17 protein-coding genes are annotated in these 19603 nt (G+C 71.9%); 13 read left to right on the top strand and 4 right to left on the bottom strand.

The features are described from left to right. Nucleotides 1-52: 52 nt before the first annotated feature. Both ABZS40_RS10195 and ABZS40_RS10190 read left to right on the top strand, forming a co-directional pair. A complete protein-coding gene (locus ABZS40_RS10195; RefSeq protein WP_354942996.1) occupies nucleotides 53-1303 on the top strand; it encodes a DUF222 domain-containing protein in 1251 nt (416 codons plus the stop codon). Between the two features lie 489 nt (nucleotides 1304-1792). Beyond that, on the top strand, nucleotides 1793-3373 hold the full coding sequence (locus ABZS40_RS10190) for a DHA2 family efflux MFS transporter permease subunit (protein WP_354942995.1): 1581 nt from the start codon (nucleotides 1793-1795) through the stop codon (nucleotides 3371-3373). Between the two features lie 51 nt (nucleotides 3374-3424). Here ABZS40_RS10190 and ABZS40_RS10185 read toward each other — a convergent pair whose 3' ends face one another. The 3 genes from ABZS40_RS10185 to ABZS40_RS10175 all read right to left on the bottom strand — a co-directional run bounded on the left by ABZS40_RS10185 (nucleotide 3425) and on the right by ABZS40_RS10175 (nucleotide 5928). Next, a complete protein-coding gene (locus ABZS40_RS10185; protein WP_354942994.1) occupies nucleotides 3425-3886 on the bottom strand; it encodes a DUF5709 domain-containing protein in 462 nt (153 codons plus the stop codon). Between the two features lie 121 nt (nucleotides 3887-4007). Continuing rightward, complete coding sequence (locus ABZS40_RS10180; RefSeq protein WP_354942993.1) at nucleotides 4008-4589, bottom strand: alpha/beta hydrolase; 582 nt, start codon at nucleotides 4587-4589, stop codon at nucleotides 4008-4010. Between the two features lie 415 nt (nucleotides 4590-5004). After that, entirely contained in the window at nucleotides 5005-5928 is a 924-nt protein-coding gene (locus tag ABZS40_RS10175) for a sigma-70 family RNA polymerase sigma factor (protein WP_354942992.1), read from the bottom strand. 148 nt (nucleotides 5929-6076) lie between these two features. Between ABZS40_RS10175 and ABZS40_RS10170 the strand changes: the two genes are divergently transcribed. Genes ABZS40_RS10170 through ABZS40_RS10160 form a run of 3 tightly spaced genes read left to right on the top strand, consistent with a single transcriptional unit; the run spans nucleotide 6077 to nucleotide 8212 of the window. Then, nucleotides 6077-6232: a hypothetical protein gene (locus ABZS40_RS10170; RefSeq protein ID WP_354942991.1), complete on the top strand. Its 156-nt coding sequence runs from the start codon at nucleotides 6077-6079 to the stop codon at nucleotides 6230-6232. After that, nucleotides 6229-7410, top strand: coding sequence for a winged helix DNA-binding domain-containing protein (locus ABZS40_RS10165; RefSeq protein ID WP_354942990.1), 1182 nt, complete (start codon nucleotides 6229-6231; stop codon nucleotides 7408-7410). Before ABZS40_RS10170 ends, ABZS40_RS10165 begins: the two co-directional genes overlap by 4 nt. Nucleotides 7411-7447: 37 nt before the next feature. Continuing rightward, nucleotides 7448-8212, top strand: a complete 765-nt coding sequence (locus tag ABZS40_RS10160) for a DUF2071 domain-containing protein (protein ID WP_354942989.1) — start codon at nucleotides 7448-7450, stop codon at nucleotides 8210-8212. Here ABZS40_RS10160 and ABZS40_RS10155 read toward each other — a convergent pair. Then, nucleotides 8206-9183 (bottom strand): aldo/keto reductase, encoded by a 978-nt coding sequence (locus ABZS40_RS10155; RefSeq protein ID WP_354942988.1) that lies wholly within the window; start codon nucleotides 9181-9183, stop codon nucleotides 8206-8208. The two genes, ABZS40_RS10160 and ABZS40_RS10155, sit on opposite strands and share 7 nt — an antisense overlap. A gap of 111 nt (nucleotides 9184-9294) precedes the next feature. Between ABZS40_RS10155 and ABZS40_RS10150 the strand changes: the two genes are divergently transcribed. From ABZS40_RS10150 to ABZS40_RS10115, 8 genes are all read left to right on the top strand, one after another. Further along, nucleotides 9295-9762: a dihydrofolate reductase family protein gene (locus ABZS40_RS10150; protein WP_354942987.1), complete on the top strand. Its 468-nt coding sequence runs from the start codon at nucleotides 9295-9297 to the stop codon at nucleotides 9760-9762. 131 nt (nucleotides 9763-9893) lie between these two features. Beyond that, entirely contained in the window at nucleotides 9894-10244 is a 351-nt protein-coding gene (locus tag ABZS40_RS10145; protein WP_354942986.1) for a metalloregulator ArsR/SmtB family transcription factor, read from the top strand. Then, a complete protein-coding gene (locus ABZS40_RS10140; RefSeq protein ID WP_354942985.1) occupies nucleotides 10241-10723 on the top strand; it encodes an SRPBCC family protein in 483 nt (160 codons plus the stop codon). The genes ABZS40_RS10145 and ABZS40_RS10140 overlap by 4 nt, the downstream gene beginning before the upstream one ends. A gap of 105 nt (nucleotides 10724-10828) precedes the next feature. Beyond that, on the top strand, nucleotides 10829-11431 hold the full coding sequence (locus ABZS40_RS10135; protein WP_354942984.1) for a dihydrofolate reductase family protein: 603 nt from the start codon (nucleotides 10829-10831) through the stop codon (nucleotides 11429-11431). Nucleotides 11432-11595: 164 nt separating this feature from the next. Continuing rightward, the gene (locus ABZS40_RS10130; RefSeq protein WP_354942983.1) at nucleotides 11596-12963 is read left to right on the top strand and encodes a cellulase family glycosylhydrolase; all 1368 of its coding nucleotides are present in this window, start codon (nucleotides 11596-11598) and stop codon (nucleotides 12961-12963) included. Between the two features lie 227 nt (nucleotides 12964-13190). Continuing rightward, nucleotides 13191-15860, top strand: a complete 2670-nt coding sequence (locus ABZS40_RS10125) for a glutamate--cysteine ligase (RefSeq protein WP_354942982.1) — start codon at nucleotides 13191-13193, stop codon at nucleotides 15858-15860. 99 nt (nucleotides 15861-15959) lie between these two features. Beyond that, nucleotides 15960-17738, top strand: coding sequence for an N-acetylglutaminylglutamine amidotransferase (locus ABZS40_RS10120; protein ID WP_354942981.1), 1779 nt, complete (start codon nucleotides 15960-15962; stop codon nucleotides 17736-17738). Continuing rightward, nucleotides 17739-19586 carry a prolyl oligopeptidase family serine peptidase gene (locus ABZS40_RS10115; protein ID WP_354942980.1) on the top strand — a complete coding sequence of 616 codons (1848 nt, stop codon included), beginning with the start codon at nucleotides 17739-17741 and terminating at the stop codon, nucleotides 19584-19586. The last annotated feature ends 17 nt before the right edge of the window (nucleotides 19587-19603 follow it).

Genomic DNA, 19603 nt, shown 5'->3' with positions numbered 1-19603 from the left:
TGAATCGATCATGGTGACTGAGGATGTCGTACACCTGTTCTAGTCTCGGGTCATGGTTGAGGAGCTGGCGCTGGCAGACGACGCGGTCGCGGCCTGCGTCGACGCCGCCGCCTGGGCCCTGCCGGAACATGACCTGATCGCCGCGCTCGACGCCGCCCACCGCCTTGAGCAACGCCTCGCCGCCGTCACCCTCACCCTCGTCCGCGAGATCGACGGCCGCGGCACCGCCCGCACCCAAGGAGCCTCCTCCACCGCCGTCTGGCTGCGCGAACGCCTCCGGCTGACCGTCCCCGCCGCCCGCCGCCTGATCGACCTCGCCACCGCCCTCGACACCGGCAACCCCGGCATCCGACAAGCCCTGGCTGATGGCGCCATCAGCCTGGACCAGGCCCGGGTCATCGCCGACACCGTCGACACCGTGAGCACGTCGGCCGACGCCGAGACCGCCGACAAAGCCGTCGGTGTGCTCGTTGGCTGGGCCGCACAATTCGACCCCACCCTGCTGCGCAAACTTGGCACCCGCATCCTCGACCACGTCGCCCCCGACCTCGCTGACGCCGCCGCTCAAGCCGCCCTCGACGCCGAAGCACGCCGCGCGACCCGCGACCGTCACCTCACCCTCTCCACCCTCACCGACGGCCGACTCCGACTCACCGGCACCCTCGACACCGAGACCGCCGGGCTGCTGCGCGCCGCCATCGACCCACTGACCGCCCCGTCCGGACCGGACGACTCGCGGTCCCCCGGGCAACGCCGCCACGACGCCCTCGCCGACATCTGCCGACTCACCCTGCGCACCGGCGAGCTGCCCGACAGCGGCGGCGACCCGGCGCAAATCGTCGTCACCACCAGCTACGACGGATTGACCCGGCAACTGGGCAGCGGCAACCTCGACACCGGCCTACATCTCACCCCCGAGGCCGTGCGCCGCCTCGCCTGCGACGCCGCCATCCTTCCCGCCGTCCTCAGCGGAGCCGGCCAACCACTCGACCTCGGACGACAACGCCGTCTCATCACCGGCACCCTCCGGCGAGCTCTGGTGTTGCGGGACGGGGGGTGCGCCTTCCCGGGCTGCGACCGACCACCGCGCTGGTGCGACGCCCACCACATCCACCACTGGGCCGACGGCGGCCCAACCAGCCTCGACAACGCCGTCCTCCTCTGCGGCCACCACCACCGGCACCTGCACCACACCGACTGGGCCGTGCGATTGGCAGGCGACGGCCACCCGGAGTTCGTGCCGCCGGCCTGGCTCGACCCCGAACAGGTTCCCCGCCGCAACCACTACCACCGACGAACGTGAGCACCACCAGCACAACGATCACCTCGGTCAGCAGGCCGATCGAGTGGCCAGCCCGGCACGCCCCGACCCCGCCCGGCCACTGACGCGAAGAGAGGCGCGCGGAGGCGGTGAGAGGCGCGCGGAGGCGGTGAGAGGCGCGCGGAGGCGGTGAGAGGCGCGCGGAGGCGGTGAGAGGCGCGCGGAGGCGGTGAGAGGCGCGCGGCCAGGACCCGGCAGCGATCCCCGGGCCTCGCCGCGCAGATCCGGACCCCGATCCGCCTCCAGCTCGCGGTTCTGCCGGCTGATCGCCACCCCGACGTCCGGCCACAGTCGCAGGGCCGATCGGATACGCGGTCGGGCGGTCACGAAATCCGGCGGCGAATCGTCACAGCTGGCGGTTAGTCTTCCTGCGCGCGTCGTCGTCCTGGCACCTCGCGCCCCGCGCCCGGTTGGCGCGGCATCGCCGCCACCGCCCACCAACGGCCGGCTCAATCGACTTCAGGAGAGTTAGTGACACAGCAATCCCTCGCGACCTCGGACAAACTCGACGCCGCGGTGCTCAAGGTGGCCGGCGTCGTCGTCCTTGGCGCGATCATGTCGATCCTCGACGTGACGGTGGTCAGCGTGGCGCTGCCCACATTCCAGAATGAGTTCGACGCGTCCTACGCCCGCGTCGCCTGGACCATGACCGCCTACACCCTGGCGCTCGCCACAGTGATTCCGCTCAGCGGGTGGGCGGCGGACCGGTTCGGCACCAAACGGCTCTACATGGTGGCGCTGGCCCTGTTCACGATCGGGTCGGGGCTCTGCGCCATGGCCGACACGATCGGCGAACTGATCGGTTACCGGGTCCTGCAGGGCCTCGGTGGCGGCATGCTCATGCCGCTGGGAATGACCATCATGACCCGGGCGGCCGGGCCGCACCGGATCGGCCGGTTGATGGCCGTCCTCGGCATCCCGATGCTGCTGGGGCCGATCGGCGGTCCGATCCTCGGCGGCTGGCTGATCGACACCGCGAGCTGGCACTGGATCTTCCTGATCAACCTGCCGATCGGCGTTGTCGCCCTGATCTACGCGCAGGTCGCGCTGCCGAAGGACGCGCCCGAGCCGTCCGAGTCGTTCGACTTCGTCGGCATGCTCATGCTCTCGCCGGGCCTCGCCCTCTTCCTCTACGGCGTCTCGTCCCTGCCGGAGACGGGCACCTTCGCCGAGACCAAGGTCTGGGCCCCGATGCTGGTCGGCGGCGCGCTGGTGGTGGCGTTCGTGCTCTACTCGTTCAAGCCCCGGCACCCGCTGCTCGACCTGCGGCTGTTCCGCAACCGCAGCCTGACCATCGCTTCGGTGACGATGTTCGTGTTCATCATCGCGTTCATGGGCGCCGGGCTGCTGTTCCCGAGCTACTTCCTTCAGGTGCGCGGTGAGTCGACGCTGGCCGCCGGTCTACTGATGGCCCCGCAGGGCATCGGCGCGATGATCACCATGCCGATCGCCGGCACGCTGGCCGACCGGGTGCCGATCGGGCGTACCGTCCCGTTCGCGCTGGGGCTCATCGTCGTCGGGTTCTTCGGCTTCACCCAGGTCGACCCGCAGACCTCGTACTGGCTGCTCGGTGGGTCGCTGTTCGTGATGGGTCTGGGCATGGGCGGCACGATGATGCCGATCATGACGTCGGCGCTGCGAACGTTGTCGGCCAACGACGTGGCCCGCGGCTCGACGCTGGTCAACATCCTCCAGCAGATCGGCGGCTCGGTCGGCGCCGCCGTGATGTCGGTGATCCTCACCAACGAGCTGAACGGCTCCCGGCCGATCCCCGGCCTGGTGGACGACAGCGGCAAGCCGGTCACCGAGGCCGGGCTGGCCATCGCCTCCCAGCAGCGGCCGGAGCTGCTTCAGCAGATGCCGGTCGACCCGTCTCTCATCGAGCGCGGGCTCGACTTCGCCGCCAAGTCGTTCGCCAGCACGTTCTGGGTGGCGTTCGCGCTGGTCGTGCTCACGATCATCCCGGCCGCGTTCCTGCCGCGCCGACGTCAGCCGGCGCCGCTCGACGACCCGCAGGGCGAGCAGGTCAGGACGCCCGTCGTCATCCACTGACCGACACCGCCGCGCCCGGCACCTCAGGTGCCGGGCGCGGCGGGTACGGCGTCAGCGCAACGGACCGTCGCCGGGCCCGTCCGGGTCCTCGACCAGGTGGATCGCCGCTTCCTCCGCGCTGGCGGCACCCGCGTCGATGCCGGCGTCCCACGCGACCGACTCGGCCTCGTCGTCCTCTCGGACGCCCTCGTCGTAGGCGACGAGGCGGCCGGCACGCGCCTCCGCCTCGTACCCCCGGCGGGTCAGCTCGTCCTCGTCGTCGCCATCCTCGGCGTACGGGTCGACATCCGGCACCTCCTGGGCGAGGTGCTGCTCCAGGGACTCGCCAGCCCGCTGCTCGGCCGGCGTGGTGCCGAACCGGTTTGCCGCCGTCCAGTGGTCCTCGGCGATGATGCCGGTGTCGAGGGGGTCGCCGACCCGGTCGTCGTCGAGGGTGTCGGAGGCGTCCAGGACGCCGTCGTCCTCGGCCACGTTCCACTCGTCGACGGAATCCATCCGTTCGGTCTGGCTCACGGCGGTCTCCTCTTGGTCACGGTGCAGCAAAGCGTTCAGCCTATGACCGTGCAACGCGCCCGCACCCCGAGGCCTGCCCGCTGTGACGAACGGACCTCGGGGCGGGCGGCGCCGCTGTGGGTCAACGTTTCAGCAGCTCCGCCACGGCGTCGGTGAACTCCACCGGTTGCTCGATGTGCGCGAAGTGTCCGCTTCGCTCCAGCGTCACCAGCCGCGAGTCCGGAAGCCCCGCGTGCAACTGCTCGGCCCAGCGGGGGCCACAGATGAAGTCGTACGCCCCGACGATCACCACAGCGGGCACGGTGATCTCAGCGAGGTTTCCCCGCACGTCGAAGGGCGTGGGGTCCTGCGCGCCCGCCGGCGTCGCCCAGATCCGGACGGCCGCCTGATACGGGGCGAACTCGTCCTGTCGGCCCCAGAAGTCCGCGAAGTACACCGGCAGCGCGGCGCGCAGAGCGGCCCCCAACGACTCGTCGTCCGTCGCGCCGCCGATCTGCGCGAAGGCAGCCGGGACCGCCGCCGCCTCCGGCCGGTCCGGGTGCCGCTGCGGGTAGGCGGCGAGGCCGGCCTTGGCCTCGCCCCAGAACTCGGCGCCGGTGACGGGCGAGGTGTCGTACAGGGCGAGGCCGGCGATCCGGTCCGGGTGGGCGAGCGCGTACCGCTGGACGACGAAACCGCCGTGCGAGTGCCCGAGGAGGTACACCCGGGCGCGCCGAGGTGGTCGACGACGGCGTGCAGGAAACGGACATACGTGTCGAGACGGTAATCGTCGGCGTTGTTGAGCTGCCCCGACGCGCCAGTGCCCACCGGCTCGACGTAGACCATGGTGAAGTGCGTCTCAAGGCTGGGCGTCCGCAGGTACGCCCACTCGATGCCCGGGCCGCCGGAGTGCGCCACGCAGACCGGGCCGGTGCCGGCGACGTGGTAGACCTGCCGAACGCCATCCACTGTGAACGTGTGGGCACCGGGTGCGAGGGCGCTGACGTCGTGGCTGGTGGAACCCATGAACTATCTCCCGATCCGAGACCCGCGCGGCGTCCGCCGACACGGCAACTGGTGCATGACACGGACCAGATGCGCGGGTCGAGGCAGAAGTTCGCTCGGTCGGGAAAGTTTTCTCAGACCAGCGCCGGGACGGGGTGGAAGAGGGTGAGTTGGCGTACCCGGCCCTCGCGCAGCACCTGCAACCACAGCGCCGCGGGTGGGCAGTGCTCCGGGTCGTCGGGTGGGCTGATCAGGTCGGTCTCCCAGATCAGCACATCGCCGCTGGCCGCCACGTTGCGCAACCGCTGACGTACCCCGGCGGCCAGGTCGCGGTTCATGCCGCTGATCGCGAGGTCCCGGCCACCGCGCGGGCCGCCGGGCACGATCATCTCGGCGTCCGGCCACCAGCTCTCGCGGACCACCCGCTCGAAGTCGCCGCCCATCGCCGTGGTGATCATGTCGCGGCCCTCCCGCCACCGGGAGTCGTTCGAGGCGGCGACGTCCGTGTGCGCCGCGTCCGCCGCCATCCGTAGGCCACCGGCGAGCGCCCGGCGGGCGTGGCTGAGGCGGCTGCGGACGGTGCCGACCGGCACGCCACACACGGCCGCGATCTGCTCGTACGAGGACGCGTCGCTGAAGTACCGCAGCAGGGTGACGAGCCGGTCGGGTTCGGACAGTTTTCCGATGGAGTGCCACACCCAGTCGCGCATCGCTGCCCGGTCCAGTGCCTCCTCGGGGGTGGGAGTGTCGGCGGGGCGGGTGAACCACTCGGGTTCGGCGACCGGGACGGCTCTGGGCCCGCGCAGCGCCATCCGGCTGTTGTTGCGGACGATGGCCCGCAACCAGGGGCCGACGGCGTTCGGGTCGCGGACCTCGCCGATGCGACGCAGGGCGACGAGCATCGTGTCCTGCACCGCGTCCTCGGCGTCCGGCCCGTAAGCGAGGACGCTCAGCGCGACGGCCCGCATCCCGGCCTCGTGCCGGGCCAGCAGTGCCCCCAGCGCAGCCGCGTCTCCCGCCTGCGCGAGCACGACCAGCTCCCCGTCGCTCTGCGTCACGCCCAGTTCCTCCCCGAGACGCCTGTTCTGAACGCTTATGCTCCATCAAGCGTACGGCGGTCCGGCGTGCCGAAGCACCCCATCCGCAACCGAGGGTCAGCAGGCGCCACGCCAATACCTGTCCTACCTGGGCCGTAGCGTCCCTGGCATGACGCCCTATCGCATCGACATCGCGCAGTCGTCGGCGGCCGGGTCACGATCGACCGGCTCGCCCGGATGTGGGCGGAGCAGTCACTACCTGGCGATGGACGAGCCGCTGGCGCACGCCGCCTACATCCGTGCGTTCTTCGGGGGCCTGAGATGACCGAGCTGAGCTGGGCGCAGGTGTCGGCTCGACGGCTGCGGCGGCACCGGCTCTGCGCACCGGCACCGGCAGCGGACGCGGCACCGGCAGCGGACGCGGCACCGGCCGCCGGCCGGGTCGCCGACGTGGTGTCGGCGATCTGCGGCGCGCACGCCCAGATCGCGTCGGCCGCCGAGCTGTCCATCGGGCTGCGGGTGCCGGGCACGACCCGCGCGCTGGTGCGGCGGGCACTGTGGGCGGATCGCACCCTGGTCAAGACCCGTGGGCCGCGCGGGACGATGCATCTGCTCGCCGCGGCGGACCTGCCGATGTGGGTCGGCGCCCTGTCCGCGTTGCCGGCCCCGTCCTCGGAGCGGAGTGTGGTCCTACTGACGCCCCGGCAGACCGAGCAGGTCCTCGCGGCCATCGCTGACGCGGTCGCCGAGGCCGACCTGACCACCGCCGAGCTGACCGAGGAGATCGTCGCCCGTACCGGCCCGTGGGCGGGCGACCTGGTGATGGAGGCGTTCCAGGACAAGTGGCCCAGGTGGATCGCCGCGATGACCGCCGCCACCCGGGGCGGAGTGGTCTGCTTCGGCCCGAATCGCGGTCGGGCCAGCACATACACCAGCCCGACCCGATGGCTGCCCGACTTCGCGCCGATGCCCGGTCCCGCCGCACTTGCCGCCCTCGTCCGCAGCTACCTGCACGCGTACGGGCCGGCCACCCCGGCACAGTTCGCCCGCTGGCTGGCGGTGGCGCCGGGGTGGGCGACGTTGCTGTTCGACTCGCTGGACCTGGCCGAGGTGACGGTCGAGGGCACCCGGGCCTGGGTGGCCGCCGACGACACGGAATTTCCCGACGACCAGCCGTCCGGGTTGCGGCTGCTGCCGTACTTCGACGCGTACGCGGTCGGCTGCCACCCCCGCGAACGGCTCTTCCCCGGTGCCGCCGCCGAGCGGGCGCTCGCCGGTGGCCAGGCCGGCAACTATCCGGTGCTGCTGGTCGACGGGGTGGTCGCCGGTGTGTGGCATCAACGCCGCTCCGGCCGCTCGATCCGCGTGACAGTCGAGCCGCTGCGGACGCTCGGTGCCGCTCAGCAGCGGGCCTTGGGGGAGGAGGTCGAGCGGGTCGGCGAGATCCTGGAGGGCAAGGCGTCGCTGACCATCGGCACCGTCAGTGTCGGTCCGCACGCCTGAGACCACGCCGGCCCACCGCCTGGGCCACGATGGGAGCGTGCACCCCGAACCGGTCGACCACGCGCCCCGGCAGGCGTTCCCCTGGGCGCTCCTGCGCCAGCGCTGGGAGGACCTCACCTTCCTGCACTGGGAGGTCGCTTCGGAAGTCGTCGCGCCGTTGCTGCCCGCCGGCACTCGCCCGGACACGGTGCAGGGGGTCAGCTATGTGGGCCTGATCGGTTTCCGGATGGTCGGGCTGGGCTTCGGCCGTGGCCCGGGGGTGCCGTACTTCGGCACCTTCTCCGAGACCAACGTCCGGCTCTACTCGGTCGACGACGCCGGCCGCCGAGCGGTCGTGTTCCGGTCGCTCGACGCGTCCCGCCTCCTGCCGGTGCTCGTGGCGCGGGCGACGCTGCGCCTGCCGTACCTCTGGTCGTCGATGCGGTTGGATCGCGACGGCGACCGACGCAGCTACCGCTGCCGGCGGCGCTGGCCGGGGCCGGCGGGCGCGACGAGCCGGATGGTGGTGCGGGTGGGGGAGCGAATCGTCGAGCCGACCCCGCTCGAACACTTCGTCACCGCCCGCTGGGGGCTGCACACCCGGGCGTACGGGCGCACGCTGCACCTGCCGAACTGGCATCCGAGCTGGCCGCTGCACCGGGCCGAGGTGCTGCATCTGGATGACGAGCTGGTCGCCGCCGCCGGGCTGCCGGCACCGCTCGGACCGCCGGTCAGCGTGCTCTACTCGCCAGGTGTCGGGGTCAGGTTCGGCCCGCCGGTGGCGGCCCGGCCGCGTGGAACCGGACCGCCGGAGGCTCAGTAGCGGCCACCCTCGGGTGCGGGCAGCGCGTCCAGGTCGGCCTCGTCCTCGGCGCTGAGCCGCACGTCAGCGGCCGCGCAGTTGTCCACCAGGTACTTCGGGGTCTTGGTGCCGGGGATCGGGATGACCTGGTCACCCTGGGCGACCACCCACGCGAGGGCGACCTGCGCGGGGCTGAAGCCGGCCCGGTCGGCGATCTCCCTGACCCGGGCCACGATGGCGAGGTTGGCGCGCAGCGCGTCCTGCTGGAAGCGCGGCAGGCCGCGCCGGAAGTCGTCGGTGGGCAGGTCGTCGAACGAAATGAACCGGCCGGCGAGGAAACCGCGACCGAGCGGGGAGAACGGCAGGAAGGCGATGCCCTGCTCGGCGCAGTACGGCAACACCTCGGTCAACGGGTCGCGCGTCCACAGTGACAGCTCGGACTGCACCGAGGCCACCGGGTGCACCGCCTGGGCCCGCACGATCTGCGCGACACTCACCTCGGACAGCCCGATCTGCCGGGCCTTGCCCGCCGCGACGACCTCGGCCATCGCGCCCCAGGACTCCTCGATGGGCACCTCCGGGTCGACCCGGTGCAGCTGGTAGAGGTCGACGTGGTCGGTGCCGAGCCGGCGCAGGCTCTCGTCGATCGCCGCGCGGATGTGCTCCGGGCGACCGTTGTTGCCGATCTTCGGTGAGTTGCCGGGGCCACCGCTGGGGGAGGTGGCCACCAGGCCGACCTTCGTGGCCAGCACGGCCCGCTCCCGGTGACCGTCGGCCAGCGCCCGCCCGACCAGCTCCTCGTTGGTGTACGGCCCGTACACGTCCGAGGTGTCGATCAGCGTCGCGCCCAGGTCCAGTGCCTGTCGGATGACGGAGATCGACGTGTCGTCGTCGCGAGGGCCGGTGATGTCGTAGCCGTGGCTCATGCCCATGCAGCCGAGGCCGATGACGCCGACCTCGGGACCGGTGCTGCCCAGCGTGGTGGTTCGCATGCGCCCCACGCTACGACCGGCGCGGACGGACCGCACTCGCGGTGGCGGTTCAGTAGGGTCCGACGTGGTGACTGCCGTCTCTGTCCTGCGACTGGAAAGGAGCCCCGAGGTGTGTTCGAGCGGGCGGACGCGATGCTGCTGGGTCGCAAGTCCTATGACACCCTCTCCGCGCACTGGCCCCACGTCGCCGACGAGGACGGCGGCGCGAAGATCAACAGCATGCCGAAGTACGTGGCGACGCGTAGCCCGATGACCGCCGACTGGCGCAACACCGAGGTCCTGGTCGGTGAGGCCGCCGAGACCGTCGCCGCGCTCAAGCAGCACACCGACGGTGAGTTGCTCGTGCAGGGCAGCAGCGACCTGCTGCGTACGCTGCAGACGGCGGGGCTGGTCGACGAGTACCGCCTACTGATCTTCCCGGTCGTCCTCGGCCAGGGAAAGCGACTCTTCGCCGACGGGACCGCCCCGGCGGGGCTGAGGTTGACCGGGTCGCGCACCACCGAAGCCGGCGTCGTCTACGCCACGTACGAGGTGGCGGGCACGCTTTCGTACGGCAGTGTCCTGCACGCGGCATCGTGAACCATGTTCGCGAGTTTGGGTGGCACGACCACGACCACGACCACGACGGCGGCGCAGCGCTGTTGACCGCGTAAGTGACCCGGGTGGCCCAGGTTTGACTTCGGTAGTGCCGCGGTGCAATGGTTAGGCATATGCCTAAGCATTCGGACGGGTCGGGCGGCGGCCTGGATGGCGTGTTTCACGCGCTCTCCGACCCCACGCGCCGCCAGGTTGTGGAGCGCCTCGCTCAGGGGCCGGCCACGACCAGCGACCTGGCTCGTCCGTTTGACATGGCGCTCCCGTCGTTCGCTCAGCACCTGCACGTCCTCGAGCGCGCCGGTCTGGTGACGTCGGAGAAAACGGGCCGGGTGCGCACCTACCGGCTCGTACCCCAGCCTTTGGACCACCTCGACACCTGGCTCGCCGCGCAGCGCACGCGATGGACCCGACGCCTGGACCAACTCGACGCACTTCTCTACGACCTCAAGGAGCAACAGCAATGACCGTCTACACAGTGAACCCCGAGCTCGACCTCGTCCTGGAGCGAACCGTCGACGTGGCGCCCGAGCTGGTCTGGCGGGCCTGGACCACGCCCGAGCTGCTCATGCAGTGGTTCACTCCGAAACCGTGGTCGACCGTCGCCTGCGAGATCGACCTGCGGCCCGGCGGCAGGTTCGACAACACGATGCGCTCGCCCGAGGGCCAGGAGTTTCCGCACAGCGGTTGCATCCTGGTGGCCGAGGAGGGCAGGACGCTGGTCTTCACCTCCGCGCTCGGCCCTGGCTTCCGCCCGCAGGTCGTCCAGGAGGGTTTCGCGTTTACCGCAGTGATTCGGATCGAGCCCGACGGCACCGGCACGAAGTACACTGCCATCGCCATCCACCCCGACGCGGCGGCGAAGAAGTCGCACGAGGAGATGGGCTTCCACGAGGGCTGGGGCGCGGCCCTGGACCAGCTGGTCGACCTCATGAGGTCCCACTGAGCTTCAAAAACTGGGCGGACGTGTCGAGGACAGGCCGCCGGCTTCGACCATGTGGTGAAGGGCCGGCCGCACCGGACGGCGCCACGCAGACCAGGGAGTAATTCGATGACGAAGGTGACGACCGGGGCGACGATGTCGTTGGACGGCTACATCGCGGACGCGTCCCACGGCGGCTTCGAGTACCTCTTCCAGTGGTACGAGAACGGCGACGTCGAGACGCCGACGGCCAACCCCAAGATGACCTTTCGGACGTCCGCCGCGAGCGCCCGGCACCTGCGGGCTCTCACCGAGCGGACCGGCGCGCTCGTCGTCGGCCGGCGACTGTTCGACATGACCAGCGGGTGGGGTGGTCGGCATCCGTTGGACGTGCCCGTCGTGGTGGTCACGCACAGCGTGCCGGAGGGCTGGGAGCCGGAGAGCGACTCCTTCGTCTTCGTCACCGACGGCATCGAGAGCGCCATCGCCCGGGCGAAGGCGATCGCCGGCGACAAGGAGGTCGGTGTCAACGGCGGCACCATCGCCGCTCAGGTCGTCGAGGCCGGCCTGCTCGACGAGGTGCACATCGATCTCGTTCCGGTCCTGCTCGGCGCCGGCATCCCGCTCTTCGCCGACCTGAAGATCGCACCACTTCAGCTGGACGGCCCGTTCAGCGTCGTCGAGGGCGACGGCGTCACTCACCTGGCCTACCGGGTACGTCCAGCGGCCTGAACCCAGCGGGAACCGGCCCGCGCAGGGCCGGTCCCCGTTGCGGGGCGCTGGTGTCGACCCCCCGGCCAGTGCCGCCGCCTTGCCTACATCGGTATTGATCGATATTCTGCGCGCAGGCGCCGCCCCGCCTCAGACCACCACTGTCGATCCGAAGCGGGTTCCGCATGCGCACACTGAGACTTGTCACGACCCTGGCCGTCGCCGGCCTGCTCGCCGGTGGGGTGGCAGTGGTCGCCGCCACACCGGCCAGCGCGGCCACCGCCGTGTTCTCCGTGACGAACAACTGGGGCAACGGCTACCAGGGGCAGGTCACCGTCACCAACGACACCTCCGCACCGATCACCAGTTGGCGGGTCGAGTTCGACCTGCCGTCCTCGTCGACCGTCAGCCAGTCGTGGAACGCGCAACAGACGACCTCGGGCAGCCACTACACCTTCGCCAACGTGTCCTGGAACGGCACCCTCGCCGCCGGCGCCTCCACCTCGTTCGGCTTTCTCGTCAACGGCACCGGCACCCCGGTCAACTGCACGGTGAACGGCGCGTCCTGCGCCGGCGGCCCACCCCCGACCACGCCGCCACCCACCACGCCGCCGCCCACCACCCCTCCGCCCACCACGCCTCCGCCGACCACCGGCACGCCGGTCGAGCGGCACGGGCAGCTGCGGGTCTGTGGCACCACGATGTGCGACAGGTCCGGCGCGCGGGTGCAGCTGCGGGGCATCAGCAGCATGTGGCTCAACTGGGAGACCGCCCCGTACGCCGAGAACCTCTCCGCGTTGACCTGGATGCGCGACAACTGGAACCTCCAGGTGATCCGCGCGGCCATGGGCGTGGAGCCGGCGGGGGCGTACCTCAGTGACCCGACCAGGGCGCGCGCCCAGGTGGAGACCATCATCAACAACGCGGTCACCGCCGGGGTCTACGTGATCGTCGACTGGCACGCGCACGAGGCGCAGAACAACCAGTCCCAGGCGGTGGCGTTCTTCGGTGACCTGGCCCGCCGGTACGGCCACCTGCCCAACGTCATCTGGGAGCCCTACAACGAGCCGCTCCAGGTCAGCTGGACCAAGGTCATCAAGCCCTACCACCAGGCGGTGGTGTCCGCGATCCGTGCCGCCGACCCGGACAACATCGTCGTGCTCGGCACCCCGACCTGGTCACAGGACGTGGACGTCGCGGCGGCCAGCCCGGTCACCGGCACCAACCTGATGTACACCCTGCACTTCTACTCCTGCACGCACGGGGCGTCGCTGCGCGCCAAGGGTGACGCGGCGATCCGCGCGGGTCTGGCGCTGTTCGTCACGGAGTGGGGCGCCAGTAACGCCGATGGCGGCCTCGACGGCCGGGCCTGCCTGCCCGAGGCGCAGTCCTGGATCGACTGGATGAAGGCGAACGGCATCTCCTGGACTGCCTGGAAGCTCGACGTCGGCACCGACACCACCAACCTGCTCAGCCCGGGAGCACCGGTGACCGGCGGGTGGACCAACTACCTGCACGGCCACGCGCCGTTCGTGGTGGCGAACATGAGGTGATCCCGGCCGCCCCTTGACCGCTATTGGTCGAATCGAGACTGCTGATGTCGGGGTGTCCAGGCCGGCGGGGCACCCCGACATCGCCGACTCCGTGTCGATGATGCGCGTCGCTGAGCAGCCCGGACAGAACGGGCGCGTCACCTTAACGCGCCGGAAACACCCCCGGTACCAACCCTGGGAACGCTCGTCGGACAGTCGAGACCACCGACACGCGAACCGGGGTGACCATGGCCGACAACACCACGAACGCGCCGACGTACGACGAGCCGGTGGGCCGGTCCGGCAACGGCCGGACGCTGCCCACCCCCCGTACGAACCCGGTCCTGTCGCTGAACGACGGCGACCCGGCGGACCTGGCCACGATCGGGGTGGAGGAGGAGTTCCACGTCGTCGACCTGCACACCAGGGAGTTGGTGCCCCGCGCCGGGGAGTTGCTCGACCGGCTGCCGCCCGCCTCGTTCACCGCCGAGTTGCATCGCAGCGTGGTGGAGACCAACACCGCGGTCTGCCGCACCCTGGACGAGATCCGCGCCGAGCTGACCCGGCTGCGTCAGGCGGCCGTCCAGGTCGCCGACCGGGCCGGTCTGGGCATCGTGGCGGCCGGTACGGTGCCGCTGCGCGCCGACGGCGACCCCAGCGTCACCCCCACCTCCCGCTACCGGCGGATGCTCGACGAGTACCAGCTGCTCGCCCGGGAGCAGTTGATCTGCGGCGCGCAGGTTCACGTCGGCGTCTCCGACCGGGACCTGGCGGTGGCGGTCACCCGTCGGGTCCAGCCGTGGCTGCCGGTGCTGCTCGCCCTCTCCACCAGCTCGCCGTACTGGATGGGCCAGGACAGCGGCTACGCCAGCGTCCGCTCGCTGGTCTGGCAGCGCTGGCCCACCGCCGGCGACCCGGGCGAGGTGACCAGCGCCGCGGACCACGAGGCGTTGGTCGCCGAGCTGATCTCCTCCGAGACCATCACCGACCCCGCCATGATCTATTTCGACGTCCGACCGTCGGCGCATGTGCCCACAGTGGAGCTGCGGATCACCGACGCCAACGCCGACGTGGAGACCATCGTCCTGCTCACCGGCCTGTTCCGGGCGCTCGTCCGGCGGGAGGTCGCGGCCCTGCGCGCCGGGGTGGAGCGTACGGCCGTACGACCACCGGTGCTGCGCGCCGCCGTGTGGCGGGCCGCCCGCTCCGGGTTGGAAGGTGACCTGCTCGACCTGCCCCGGTCGGCTCGACCGGTGCCGGCCGCCCAGGCGGTCCGCCGCCTGGTGACCGACCTGCGCCCACAGCTGGAGGCGACCGGGGACTGGGAGCAGGTCAGCGAGCTGACCCGCTACGCGCTGCAACGCGGCAGCTCCGCCGCCCGGCAGCGGCGGGCGTACGAGCGACGGGGCCGGTTGGCCGACGTGGTCGATCTGCTGCTCGACGAGACCCGGGGCCGGGTCCGCGGTCCGTTGCCGGGCGCGCCGACACCGCCAGAGCTGCCCACGTACGCCGACGCCGGCGACGAGGTCTTCGGAGCGGCCGGACCGCAACCGGCGTACGCCCCGATGCTCGCGGCCCTGCGTCAGCTCGGCGCCGGCGCCCTGCGGCAACGCGAACACGACCGGGACGAGGAGCAGCGCGCCCGAGGTGTGACGTTCAGCGTGGCCGGCGAGGCGAGCACCCGGCTCTTCCCGGTCGACCTGGTGCCCCGGGTGGTGCCCGCCGCCGACTGGCGGACCCTGCGTACCGGCCTGGTGCAGCGCGCCCGCGCCCTCGACGCGTTCCTGCGCGACGTCTACGCCGACCGGGCCGTGGTGGCCGACGGCGTGGTGCCGGCGTGGGTGGTGGAGTCCTCACCCGGGCTGCGCCCGACCGGGGCGCTGATGGGCCGGCGGGGCACCCGCGCCCAGGTGTCCGGCACCGACCTCGTCCGGGACCCGGACGGCGGCTGGTACGTGCTGGAGGACAACCTGCGGGTGCCCTCCGGGATCGGCTACGCGGTGCAGAACCGTCGGCTGACCCGGGCGGTGCTGCCGGAGCTGCCGGTGCCGGAGGGTCTGCTGCCCGCCGACGAGACGCCGGCGATGCTGTACCGGGCGCTGGTCGCCGCCGCGCCCGCCGCGGCCGACGACCCCGCCGTGGTGGTGCTCAGCAGCGGCCCCGGTGATCCGGCGTGGTTCGAGCACCGGCTGCTCGCCGACGAGATGGGGGTGCCGCTGACCGAGACCAGCGACCTGCTGGTGGAGGAGGGCCGGGTCCGGCTGGTCCGCGAGGGCTGCCGCCGCGAGGTCGACGTGATCTACCTGCGGATGGACGAGGAGGCGCTGCTGCACGCGCCGGGCGCGGACGGCGTGCCGCTGGGGTGGCCGCTGCTCGCCGCGGTACACGCCGGGCGGCTCACGCTGGCCAACGCGCTGGGCAACGGTGTCGGTGACGACAAGGCGCTGTACGCGTACGTGCCCCGGCTGATCGAGTACTACCTGGGCGAGAAACCGCTGCTCGGGGACGTGCCGACGTACCTGTGTGGGCTGCCCGAGCAGCGGGCCGAGGTGCTGGGCCGGCTCGACGAGCTGGTGCTCAAGCCGGTCGACGGGTACGGCGGTGACCGGGTGGTGATCGGCCCCCGCGCCGAGGCGGAGGAGTTGGACGCCGTCCGGGAGCAGATCCTCGCGGCCCCGCACCGGTGGATCGCCCAGGAGATGATCGCGCTGACCACGCACCCGGTCTTCGACGGCACGGCGCTGGCTCCCCGCCACGTCGACCTGCGGGCGTTCGTGTTCCTCGGTGACACCGCCGAGGTCGCGCCGGTGGCGCTGACCCGGGTGGCGCCGGCCGGCAGCATGATCGTCAACTCGTCGCGCGGCGGCGGGTCGAAGGACACCTGGCTGCTCGGTGGAGCCGACGAACCGTCGGCGTAACCGACGCTTGACCCACCCGTCATCCGGACGCAACCCGGCCCGCCAAGCCTGGACCGGTCAGCGGCCCCCAGCGGAATTAGCCGATGAGAGGTGTGTGCCATGTGCGGTATCGGAGGCGAGTTCCGCCTCGACGGGGCGCCACCGGACCTGTCCGCCGTCGAGCGGATGCTCCCCGCCCTGGCCTCCCGGGGCCCGGACGGCGAGGGTCGGTGGCAGCAGGGGCCGGTGGCCCTGGTGCACCGCCGGCTGCGCATCATCGACCTGTCCGACGCGGGCGCCCAACCGATGGTCGACAGCGAGCTGGGTCTGGCCATGGTCTTCAACGGCTGCATCTACAACTACCGGGAGCTGCGCGACGAGCTGACCGCCGCCGGTTACTCCTTCCGGTCCACCTCGGACACCGAGGTGATCCTCAAGGCGTACCACAGGTGGGGAACGGCCTGCGTCGAGCGGTTCTACGGGATGTTCGCGTTCGCCCTGATCGAGCTGGCCACGCACACCCTGGTGCTGGCCCGGGACCGGCTCGGCATCAAACCGCTCTACCTGGCCGAGGGGCGGGGCCGCGTGCGCTTCGCCTCGACAGTGCCGGCGTTGCTCGCCGCCGGTGGCGTGGACACCGACCTCGACCCGGTGGCGCTGCACCACTACATGAGCTTCCACTCGGTGGTGCCACCGCCGCGCACGATCCTCGCCGGGGTCCGCAAGCTGCCACCGGCCACCGTGCGGGTGATCACCGCGGACGGCCGGAGCACCGACACCCTTTACTGGCGGCCGGAGTTCAACCGGGCCGCCGCCCCCGCCATGTCCGCCGACGAGTGGCAGGAACGGCTCATGGCGGCGTTGCGCACCGCCGTACGACGGCGGATGGTCGCCGACGTACCGGTTGGCGTGCTGCTCTCCGGCGGTCTCGACTCCAGCCTGATCGTCGCCCTGCTGGCCGAGCAGGGCCAGACCGGCCTGGCCACCTTCAGCATCGGTTTCGAGGCGGCGGCGGGGGAGAGCGGCGACGAGTTCCACTACTCCGACCTGATGGCCCGCCACTTCGACACCGACCACCAGCAGATCCGCATCGGCGCGAAGCGGTTCGTCCCAGCCGTGCACCAGGCCATCGCGGCGATGAGCGAGCCGATGGTCAGCCACGACTGCGTCGCGTTCCATTTGCTCTCCGAGGAGGTCTCGCAGCGGATCACCGTGGTGCAGTCCGGGCAGGGCGCCGACGAGATCCTGGCCGGCTACGACTGGTACCCGCCGATGGCCAACGTGGCCCGAGCGGACGCCGTCGAGGCGTACGCCCGGGTGTTCTTCGATCGTCGTCACGACGCGCTCGGCGGGCACCTGGCGCCCGAGTGGATGCTCGACCACGACGCCAGCCTGGAGTTCGTCGCCGCGCATTTCGGTGCGCCCGGCGCGGACACCGCACTGGACGCGGCGCTGCGCCTGGACAGCCTGGTGATGCTCGTCGACGACCCGGTCAAGCGGGTCGACAACATGACGATGGCCTGGGGGCTGGAGGCCCGCGTGCCGTTCCTCGACCACGAGGTGGTCGAGCTGGCCGCCGCCTGCCCACCGTCCATGAAGCTGGCGCAGGGCGGCAAGGGGGTGCTGAAGGCGGCGAGCCGGGGCATCGTCCCGGACGAGGTGATCGACCGGCCGAAGGGCTACTTCCCGGTGCCCGCCATCCGACACCTCTCCGGTCCGCTGCTCGACGACGTGCGGGACGCGCTGACCGCCCGACCGGCGCGTGAGCGGGGTCTGTTCCGCAAGGACTACCTGGAGGAGTTGCTGGACGCGCCGAACGCCCGGCGGACCACGCTGGGCTCCAACGCGCTCTGGCAGCTCGGGCTGCTGGAGCTCTGGTTGCAGCGGATCGGGGTTTAGATGAGCGTACGGATTGAGCCGCCGCGCACCACCCGGCGGGCCCGACCCGCGAGCCACCGGCCGGCGTCGCCGCCGGTGCCCATCAGCGAGGACTTCGCCCCCGCGCCGTCCCCCGACGGCCGCCGGGTGGCGTTCCTCTCCGACCGGGCCGGCACGCCCGGCGTCTGGGTCGGCGAGGTCGGCGCGGGAGCGCCCGTCGCGCTGCCCGTCGGTGACGAGCCGGTCCTCGCGCTGAGCTGGTCTCCGGACGGCCAGTGGCTGGCCTGTGTCGTCGCCCCCGGTGGCGCGCCCCGCACCGAGCTGTGGGTGCTGCGCCCGGACGGCACGCGACGCCACCAGGTCGCCGGGTTCGGCCGCCGCAGCGCGGCGCTGGCCGGCTGGTTGCCCGACGGCGCGGTGCTGGCGGTCACCGAGACCGACGAGCACGGGCAGGCGCTCCTGGTCGACGCGGACACCGGGCACCGGCGGGTGCTCGCCCAGGGCGAGCTGCTCACCCTCCTGGACGTGACAGCGGACGCCGGTGTGGCGCTGCTGCGTCGCGGCCCGCGCAACGCCCGCTGGCTGGAGCTGCTCGACGTGGCCACCGGTGCTCGGCGGCGGCTGTTTCCGGACACCGCGCGGGGCAGCACCGACCAGGGTTGGTTCGGCCCGGACGGCACGAGCGTGCTGGCCCGCACCGACGCGTACTCCGAACTCGCCGCGCTGGTGCGGGTCGACCTGACTCGACCGGAGCAGCCGCCGACCCGGCTCGCCGGGCGACCGGACGCCGAGTTGGAACACGTCACGCCCAGCGCTGACGGGCAGCGCGGCGCGTTGCTGTGGAACACCTACGGCGGGCGCAGCGAGCTGAGCCTGCTCGACTTCGCCAGCGGTGTGCAGCGGGCCGTCACCGCTCCCGGCGAGGTGCTCGGCGACGCCGTCTTCGCCGCCGCCGGCGGCCTGCTCTGCCTCACCGCGCAGGGGCCTGTGCAGCCCCGGGAGGTGTGGCTGGTCGACCCGTCGACCGGGGCGCCGCGCCCGCTGCGGCCGGACACCGGCGTCCCACGTACTGACGATGCCGGTGTCGCGCCGCAACTTCTCGACCTGCGGGCCCGGGACGGGATGCCGCTCTCCGGCTGGCTGTACCGCCCGGCCGGGCCGGGCCCCTGGCCGACCGCGATCAGCCTGCACGGTGGCCCGGAGGCGCAGGAGCGTCCCGGTTACAACCCGCTGTTCCAGGCCCTCGTGGCCCAGGGCATAGCGGTCTTCGCGCCCAACGTCCGGGGGTCGTCCGGGTTCGGCCGCTCGTTCGTCGCCGCCGACAACCTCGCCGGCCGCTACGGTGCGATCGCCGACGTGGCGGCCTGTGCCGACTTCCTCGTCGACGCAGGCGTCGCCCGGCCCGGCCAGCTCGGCGTTCTGGGCCGCTCCTACGGCGGTTACCTGGTCCTCGCGGTGCTGGTGAACTTCCCCGGTGTGTTCGCCGCCGGGGTCGCGGAGTGCGGCATCTCCGACTTCCGGACCTTCTTCGCCGGCACCGAGCCGTGGATCGCCGCCGCCGCCGTCAGCAAGTACGGCGACCCGCAGCGGGACGCCGACCTACTGCGCGACCTCTCCCCGCTGACCCACATCGACCGGCTGGACGTGCCGGTGCTGCTGATCCACGGCGCCAACGACACCAACGTCCCGGCGGGTGAGTCGGCGCAGGTAGCCCAGGCCCTCGCCGACCGGGGTGTGCCGCACGGGCACCTGGTGCTCGCCGGGGAGGGGCACGACTTCCTGGCGCGGACCAACGCCGAGGCGGCCCGTACGGCCACCACTGGCTGGCTGACCCGGCACCTCGCCGCGACCGCGACCGTCGTCGCCTGAGGCGATATCCTGCGCCG

The sequence above is a fragment of the Micromonospora sp. NPDC005324 genome (assembly GCF_040607155.1).
In the GTDB taxonomy this organism is placed as follows: Bacteria; Actinomycetota; Actinomycetes; order Mycobacteriales; family Micromonosporaceae; genus Micromonospora; species Micromonospora trifolii.
Note: the sequence above shows the minus strand (reverse complement) of the source record. Positions and strands in the feature narration are given on the sequence as shown.

Coding starts and splice junctions, on each gene's coding strand:
- ABZS40_RS10195 (WP_354942996.1), top strand. CDS start 53: ATGGTTGAGGAGCTGGCGCTGGCAGACGACGCGGTCGCGGCCTGCGTC.
- ABZS40_RS10170 (WP_354942991.1), top strand. CDS start 6,077: ATGACGCCCTATCGCATCGACATCGCGCAGTCGTCGGCGGCCGGGTCA.
- ABZS40_RS10165 (WP_354942990.1), top strand. CDS start 6,229: ATGACCGAGCTGAGCTGGGCGCAGGTGTCGGCTCGACGGCTGCGGCGG.
- ABZS40_RS10155 (WP_354942988.1), bottom strand. CDS start 9,183: ATGCGAACCACCACGCTGGGCAGCACCGGTCCCGAGGTCGGCGTCATC.
- ABZS40_RS10145 (WP_354942986.1), top strand. CDS start 9,894: ATGCCTAAGCATTCGGACGGGTCGGGCGGCGGCCTGGATGGCGTGTTT.
- ABZS40_RS10140 (WP_354942985.1), top strand. CDS start 10,241: ATGACCGTCTACACAGTGAACCCCGAGCTCGACCTCGTCCTGGAGCGA.
- ABZS40_RS10135 (WP_354942984.1), top strand. CDS start 10,829: ATGACGAAGGTGACGACCGGGGCGACGATGTCGTTGGACGGCTACATC.
- ABZS40_RS10130 (WP_354942983.1), top strand. CDS start 11,596: ATGCGCACACTGAGACTTGTCACGACCCTGGCCGTCGCCGGCCTGCTC.
- ABZS40_RS10125 (WP_354942982.1), top strand. CDS start 13,191: ATGGCCGACAACACCACGAACGCGCCGACGTACGACGAGCCGGTGGGC.
- ABZS40_RS10120 (WP_354942981.1), top strand. CDS start 15,960: ATGTGCGGTATCGGAGGCGAGTTCCGCCTCGACGGGGCGCCACCGGAC.
- ABZS40_RS10115 (WP_354942980.1), top strand. CDS start 17,739: ATGAGCGTACGGATTGAGCCGCCGCGCACCACCCGGCGGGCCCGACCC.